Below are 6076 nucleotides of genomic sequence, written 5' to 3' on the forward strand. Positions count from 1 at the left end.
AGGACCAGTGCGGTCGCCGAGCCACTGGACATAGCCAGACTCAGGCGCGGAGCCGGTCGCGGCAAGCCACCGTTCGGCGGGGGGGTACCGGTCGCGCTTCTGGGCGGATACACTACACTTACGAGACTGTGAGGGGTGTCCGTAAGACGCCCCCGACAGCCGGGATTGGGACGGGTGGACGGGGTTGCACTCCCGGTCGACGTACTGCTGTGCTGCTTCGCCGAGAGCGGTCAGCGAGACCTGATTCGAGGCGTGTGAGCGATCCACCGTGATGATGTCCTCGGCTTCGAGGAACGACACGTAGCGGTCGATGCTGCCGTCTGCATAGGCGATTGCGTCGTCTCGCTTGATAGCGCGAACGGAGCGCTCACCGTCAGTATCGAGATGTGCCAGCACAGTCAGCGGGCCTGTCTGGGACCGGTTGGTATCGACCCAGCCCCAGGCTTGCTCGTCCAGCTGGCCCTCGTCTGAGTCCTCGTCAACGTCCCCACCACGCCAGGAGGAGTATCCGGCCTCAGTAAGGAACGAGAAGCGCTCAGCCCATACCGGGATGTCCGCTTCGTCATCGGCGTCGAGCGCCCGCAGCGTCAGCCGACGCACTCGCTGCCGGACTCCAGGCGACATCTGGAGGCGCACATCCAGAGCGTCGGCAAGGACATCCAACACCCGAAGGGCGCGTTTCACAGTCTCTCGGTCGGCTGCCGTCCAGGCCTCTCCGTCGAGAACGAACGTGACTGGCAGTGGCGTCTCGCGTTCAGCGTGCAGGGCGACTAACGAGTGTCGGAGTGCGTCGACGCCAGCGTTGAACGGCCCACGACTCGTGCCAGTAGTGGTGAGCGTTCGTTGAATCCGCTCGAATTGCTCGGTGCCTTTGAACCCGCGCTGGGCCCGATAACACTCGTTGTCCCACAGGAGCGCGTAGCGGGCCGCCGCGTCGAGGTAGGCGCGTGCCTCCTCGATAGCCCCGACAGAAGCGTCGGCCGCCTCGAGGCCAGCGACCTCTCCGGCGAGAACCTCTTGGACGAAGCGGGGCACCTCGTAGTTCGTCTGGCGCGGGTCCGAGGGGTCGGGTCCCCCTTCATGGAGAACTGCGAGGTCCTGGACACAGCGTGCCGTCATCGGGATGAGGTCCGCAAGGAGATCACCGAGCCACTCGGAGCTTTGTGGCGCCACATCATGGTAGGTGAGTCCGGTGATCGAGAGCTGACCCCGAGGGTCCAGTAGAGCAATTCCCGGTTCCTCCGCAGCGTCTGGATAGGCAGACCCGCGGAGCTGTGGTTTGTTCGCCACGTCGACGTCTACGTCGGGCCCGGAGTCCGGACGGGTTGTCGATGAATCAGACGTCGTCGACGTTGACGAAGACTCACCGCAGAGGTTATCGACGAGATCGTCGTCAAGACCCATCCCGTCGAGATACTCTCGATCGTCGATGACTGGGTCGTCAGTAGCCTGGTCCCAGTACGCGCGTAGGTCAGCATCCGACTCATCCCGGCGTGATGCAAGGATAGCCGACCGTCGCTGCGCTGCGACCTCCCTGTCAGCAGCCGACGCGAGTGAACGGAGGCGCTCCCGGCTGTGAGTCCGGCCACAGGTTGGACAGCAGGCTTTCGAGTCACCTGACTCGTCGATGATCCAGAGTGCCGAACAGTCTGAACAGCCGACGACGTGGAACGTCATGGCATCCCTCCTGGGAACCCTCTCTGGGTGGAGTTTCGCCCAGTGGAGAGCGACAGCTCTCCCCGTGGCGCTCCCGAGAGGGGCTGAAGCGTACCGGTCAGTGTGTAGTCTGCGGCGTGCATCTTCGTATCAGCGGCTCACGACGGTCTAGCGGCTCTCTGACGACACGAACAGGCCCGAACTGCGTAGAGATGGCTCTCGCTGTTCGGGCACAACGCTTATTCTATCTCGGTCAGAAACAGTAGGTGAGATCAACGCACCTTGCACAGGTTGAGTGCGGCTCACCTTCTCAGCCGAGGTCGGTGGCACGACCCCGGCATCCTGCCTCTCACCGATTAGCGGTGAGTGTCTTCTCTGTGCTTGATGTTGAATCGGTTTGGTCGGCTGTGTGTTAAATACGTCGGCTATTGCAACAGGTTGCGTCAGACGTGCGTCTGACGATTTGCAGGCTCTCATCGTGCCACCTCCGCGCTGACCTGCATCCGCAGACGTTCAGTCGCACTCTCGCTGCGGGCGTGTTCGTCGAGGACGATCACGTCGATCACGTCGCCGAATCGGGGCCACGCTTCCACGACAGCGACGAGATCGCCGTCGGCGACGGTCGACCTATCGATAGCTCCGTAGAGGTCACGAATGAGCGCCCACGGACTGTCGAGTGCAGCCTTCGCGTCAGCTTCGTCTTCCGGGACCCACTCCAGCACAGAGCCGTGCTGATTGCGACGGGCCCGGACCCGCAAACGGACTGGGTCAGACATCAGTCTGCCCCCGCGTTGCATCTCTGGCAGCCGCGGACCAGTTGTGACAGTCGAAGCACTGGGTTGCGTGTGGTTCGTCGCGAGATTCCGGTGCGCCATCGTACCACTCCCGGTCGACAGTCTCAGGGTCGAACGATTCCCCACACATCGTCAGACCGGAAACCCACTCGAAGCAGATCCCGGAGTGGCCGTTATCGAGGTTGACGCACCAACCGGTCGGCGTCAGTGTTTGATCCACCTGCGCGCCAGTCACCGTTCGCTCACCTCGATAACGTCGAGTTCGACCGTCTCCCCGCAGCCGTCGAAGTCAGCGCCCCGAGATGGATGCGGAGCGTAACACTTGCCGTTGATCGTCGCTGGGGGATTCTCCACGTCGACTCGTCGGGGCCGAACATGGGTCGCCCCACAGCCCGGGCACTTGACCGTGACAGCCGCGTGAGTTTTACTGCTCATCGTGACCTCCCGGGCTGTCGGTTTCCGTATCTACAGAGCAGTCGTCAAGAATGTCTGCAAGCTCAAATTCACACCCAGAGATAAGCATCCCACCGCTGTCGTGGACGAATGTCGCCTTGCCACCATTGCTAAGAGCGACCTCCTGAAACAGCTCCCCACAGTCGGGACAGTGTTCAAACTCTTCTGCAATTTCGACTTCAATCTGAAGCGCCTCGCGGAGGTTGACGTCTTCGAACGATTCGAGTTCGTCGAGGATCGCTTCGATGTCCAGCTCGTCATCGCTGTCAGTTCTGACTGAGCCGCCGTCGGTGACGAGGTCGTCACCCTGGTCAGTGATCGTGTCGCCTGACCGCTCCTGTTTGTCGACTGCCCGTGCTGGCTGTTCGATATCGATTATCTCGTCGTGGAGGATTTCGACTTGCTGACTCTGGACATCGATACGGAACACACCGTCGTGATTCTCCATCTCATCAACGACTTCTCCCTCCAGTTCGACGGTCACAGTGTCGCCTTCTTGCAGTTGGTCAGCACTGTTCGCGGCGGCGTCATTCGACACTGTCACCACCTCCGTACTCCTGCTGCATCCACTCGGGCCAGCGCTCTTCGGGAAAGAGTTCTCGGACCCGCTTAGCGTTCTTCGTGTCCGGGTTTCCGGCCTTCTTTACGCCATATTCCCAGAGCGATCCCGCGAACGAACCCGAGAACGACTGGAAGTTATCGAGGGCGTTTAGAGAGATTGCCGTTTCAACGGTTTCTGCGACGGCTGAGTTCGGATATTCAGCGACGAACGCGATGAACTCGTCGTGAGCGCCTGCGGACCGGGCGGTTTCGAGCTTTCCCCGGTCAATTCCGTCGACAGGCTGTCCACCGTCAGTGACGAGCTGGTCGGTGGCGTCCTCGCCGATGGATTGGACTTTGGACCAGTAGCGGTCGATAGCGTCTATCAGATCCATCTCGTCGGCGGTCGGCGTCCAACCACACTCACAACAGAATTTGGGACCGCCGAACTCCTGTTGCCACCTCGTGTGCCCGCACTCGGGACACTCCGGCGGGTTGGCGTCAGTTCTGTCCCGCATCTCACTCCAGAGCTCTCGGCGTCGATTCCAGAGGTCATCGCGCCGCTCATCCGGAACGGTTCCGAGTAGTTGTTCGTAGGCCTGGGACCACTCAGCGTACAGCGCCGTCTTCGAGAGGTCAGAAACGTCTCTCTGGGTCACTTCGTGTTTGATATCGTCCCGGTCCTTCCCGCCGTCAGTTCTCAGCTCACGGACCGGACCGCCAACAGCGGCCACAGAGTCAGCGTCGGGCCAACGCTCGTCGAGCGACCGGCCGTCGACGTCGTAGTAGTTGCCGTGGCCAGCAGTCATGCCGACTCACCGCCAAATTCCGGGCAGTCGTTGTTGAGGTGCTTCGCGAGGGACTGCTGGGGGTCGATATCACTGTCGCAGAACGGACAGCCCGTAGCGATGACCGCGTTCCCGCGTTTCTCGATGGCCATCTCAGGCCCCCCCATGGCTGTCAACTACGCTCTCAGCGGCCTGTGAACCGATGGAGTGTTGTAGGCTGGTACCTGAGTCACACCTGCGGTGCCGCTGTGACAATGGGTTATCGGGGGGATGGCCCTGGTAACCCGACTTCCATAGGCTACTTCTTCTCGGTGAGTTGCGCATATCATCATGTAGACTACCCCAATCACTTAGTGGTTTGGCCAATATTGCATAAGTATGGGCATTACCACAGAAAGCTACCCGAAAATGAATAATTCTGACAAATCCGGTGAAATAATAACTGGCGTCCGAGAAATACTGGACGTGAACAGTAAGGCCGAGGCAAAAAGAGAGGTACTGGAGTTTCTTAGCGAAACCCGCATAGCCCTGCCTCGGAAGCCCTTGTACCGGAATCTGGCGTATAGAGGTTGGTCGAAGTCCGATGCGACACTTCAGAACTACCTTGCAGAGCTTCGAGACGAAGAGCTGATTGAACGGGTAGACGCTGAAGAATTCGCAGACGGAAATCTGAAGATCTCTGACGAAGATCCTGGATACTGGGTTATAACCGCTGAGGGAGTGGAATATCTGGAGGCTGAGGATCCCTCGACTGAATCCGATATTGACGACAGTCATCTTTAACCGATATCGGGTAACTATTAAGTGGTTCCGGGTACATACAATTAGATAGGAACAGACGCGCCGCTGGGCGATTTCGTGCCTTCGAGAACACGAGTTGCCCACGCTGTCACTAGCAGCGTAGGCGCGTCGGTTCCTGGAAGAACCATGAGTAAGTCTGCTTCGCCGACTAGTAAATCTGTCGGCACGACTGACGCACATCCACAGGAACGCATTGCCCGCGAACTGCTCACACAGGGCCGCCCACTCTTCCTGGGCGTCGATGGCGAAGGCGCAGCCCACTACTGGGACTCGTATGAATTCGCTGTGGCCGTCGTCGCTCGCGACAACCGCGCCGAGAAAGTCCCACTCGCAGACACACCATATGAAACACTCGCAGGATGGTGCGAGTACACGCAGGACGAACGCGGCTGGGCTGTCGGCCCACACGTCGGCGGCAACATCGTCGGCGATCTCGTTCGGTGGCTGAGCGCATGAGCAAGACCGTTCGCTGTACGGTCGAGAACCGCCAGCGCGTTCGGCGTGCCGCCCGTGCGCTACAAGAGACTGCCCCGACCGCCGTAGTCGAGACAATGCCGCCGGTCCGCTCGGAACACGACGCCTGGACGCTCGATGCCGTGCTTCGCGAGACCGATGGCGTTCCGCCGGAAGTGCTTCGGGAACTCGCGCTGACTGGGCTGACGCTCCAGCCGACGCCCACGCAGGCTGAGCATCAGTATCTCGTGGCGACGGCCTGAGCGAACTGAATAACCTGTTTTTATTATCAGGGCATCCGGACTGCCGTGCGGGCGATCGGTCGTTATGATCACTCCCCAACACCACGGCGACCGATTCCCGTTGTCTTACCCCCAATTCCGTCTGTGGTGGCCGGCCGTATCTCAGACATTACACTCTCACCGACGCCGGCCGCGAGCACTTGGAGTCGGCGGATTAACGAACTGCGGGATATTCAGAGTCTGATAGAATGAAATATGTAGAAAAAGCGATCTTGCGATTCGCGAATGAAAATAAAATCTGGTTGACTCCAAGCAATATCGCAAAGAGCACTGGCTACGGCAGAAATTA

Annotated in this window: 10 protein-coding genes; 3 read left to right on the plus strand and 7 right to left on the minus strand. The window is 59.9% G+C overall.

Annotated elements, in window-relative coordinates:
- From G9463_RS22905 to G9463_RS22935, 7 genes are all read right to left on the minus strand, one after another.
- A partial coding sequence (locus G9463_RS22905; RefSeq protein WP_240150134.1) for a DUF5817 domain-containing protein occupies positions 1–1677 on the minus strand: 1677 nt, incomplete at its 3' end.
- Positions 1678–2129: 452 nt separating this feature from the next.
- Positions 2130–2432 carry a hypothetical protein gene (locus G9463_RS22910; protein WP_240150135.1) on the minus strand — a complete coding sequence of 101 codons (303 nt, stop codon included), beginning with the start codon at positions 2430–2432 and terminating at the stop codon, positions 2130–2132.
- Complete coding sequence (locus G9463_RS22915) at positions 2425–2685, minus strand: hypothetical protein (protein WP_165897927.1); 261 nt, start codon at positions 2683–2685, stop codon at positions 2425–2427. The genes G9463_RS22910 and G9463_RS22915 overlap by 8 nt, the downstream gene beginning before the upstream one ends.
- Positions 2682–2885 carry a hypothetical protein gene (locus G9463_RS22920; RefSeq protein ID WP_011222205.1) on the minus strand — a complete coding sequence of 68 codons (204 nt, stop codon included), beginning with the start codon at positions 2883–2885 and terminating at the stop codon, positions 2682–2684. The genes G9463_RS22915 and G9463_RS22920 overlap by 4 nt, the downstream gene beginning before the upstream one ends.
- Positions 2875–3441 carry a hypothetical protein gene (locus G9463_RS22925; protein ID WP_165897928.1) on the minus strand — a complete coding sequence of 189 codons (567 nt, stop codon included), beginning with the start codon at positions 3439–3441 and terminating at the stop codon, positions 2875–2877. Before G9463_RS22925 ends, G9463_RS22920 begins: the two co-directional genes overlap by 11 nt.
- Entirely contained in the window at positions 3431–4252 is an 822-nt protein-coding gene (locus G9463_RS22930; RefSeq protein ID WP_165897925.1) for a hypothetical protein, read from the minus strand. The genes G9463_RS22925 and G9463_RS22930 overlap by 11 nt, the downstream gene beginning before the upstream one ends.
- Positions 4249–4398, minus strand: a complete 150-nt coding sequence (locus G9463_RS22935; RefSeq protein ID WP_165897929.1) for a hypothetical protein — start codon at positions 4396–4398, stop codon at positions 4249–4251. The genes G9463_RS22930 and G9463_RS22935 overlap by 4 nt, the downstream gene beginning before the upstream one ends.
- Positions 4399–4609: 211 nt before the next feature.
- Here G9463_RS22935 and G9463_RS22940 point away from each other — a divergent pair, with 211 nt between their 5' ends.
- The 3 genes from G9463_RS22940 to G9463_RS22950 all read left to right on the plus strand — a co-directional run bounded on the left by G9463_RS22940 (position 4610) and on the right by G9463_RS22950 (position 5748).
- The gene (locus G9463_RS22940) at positions 4610–5014 is read left to right on the plus strand and encodes a hypothetical protein (protein WP_165897930.1); all 405 of its coding nucleotides are present in this window, start codon (positions 4610–4612) and stop codon (positions 5012–5014) included.
- Positions 5015–5158: 144 nt separating this feature from the next.
- Positions 5159–5488, plus strand: coding sequence for a hypothetical protein (locus G9463_RS22945; RefSeq protein ID WP_165897931.1), 330 nt, complete (start codon positions 5159–5161; stop codon positions 5486–5488).
- The gene (locus G9463_RS22950) at positions 5485–5748 is read left to right on the plus strand and encodes a hypothetical protein (protein ID WP_007189965.1); all 264 of its coding nucleotides are present in this window, start codon (positions 5485–5487) and stop codon (positions 5746–5748) included. The genes G9463_RS22945 and G9463_RS22950 overlap by 4 nt, the downstream gene beginning before the upstream one ends.
- Positions 5749–6076: the final 328 nt, after the last annotated feature.

It is taken from the genome of Haloarcula sp. JP-Z28 (assembly GCF_011440255.1).
GTDB lineage: Archaea > Halobacteriota > Halobacteria > Halobacteriales > Haloarculaceae > Haloarcula > Haloarcula marismortui.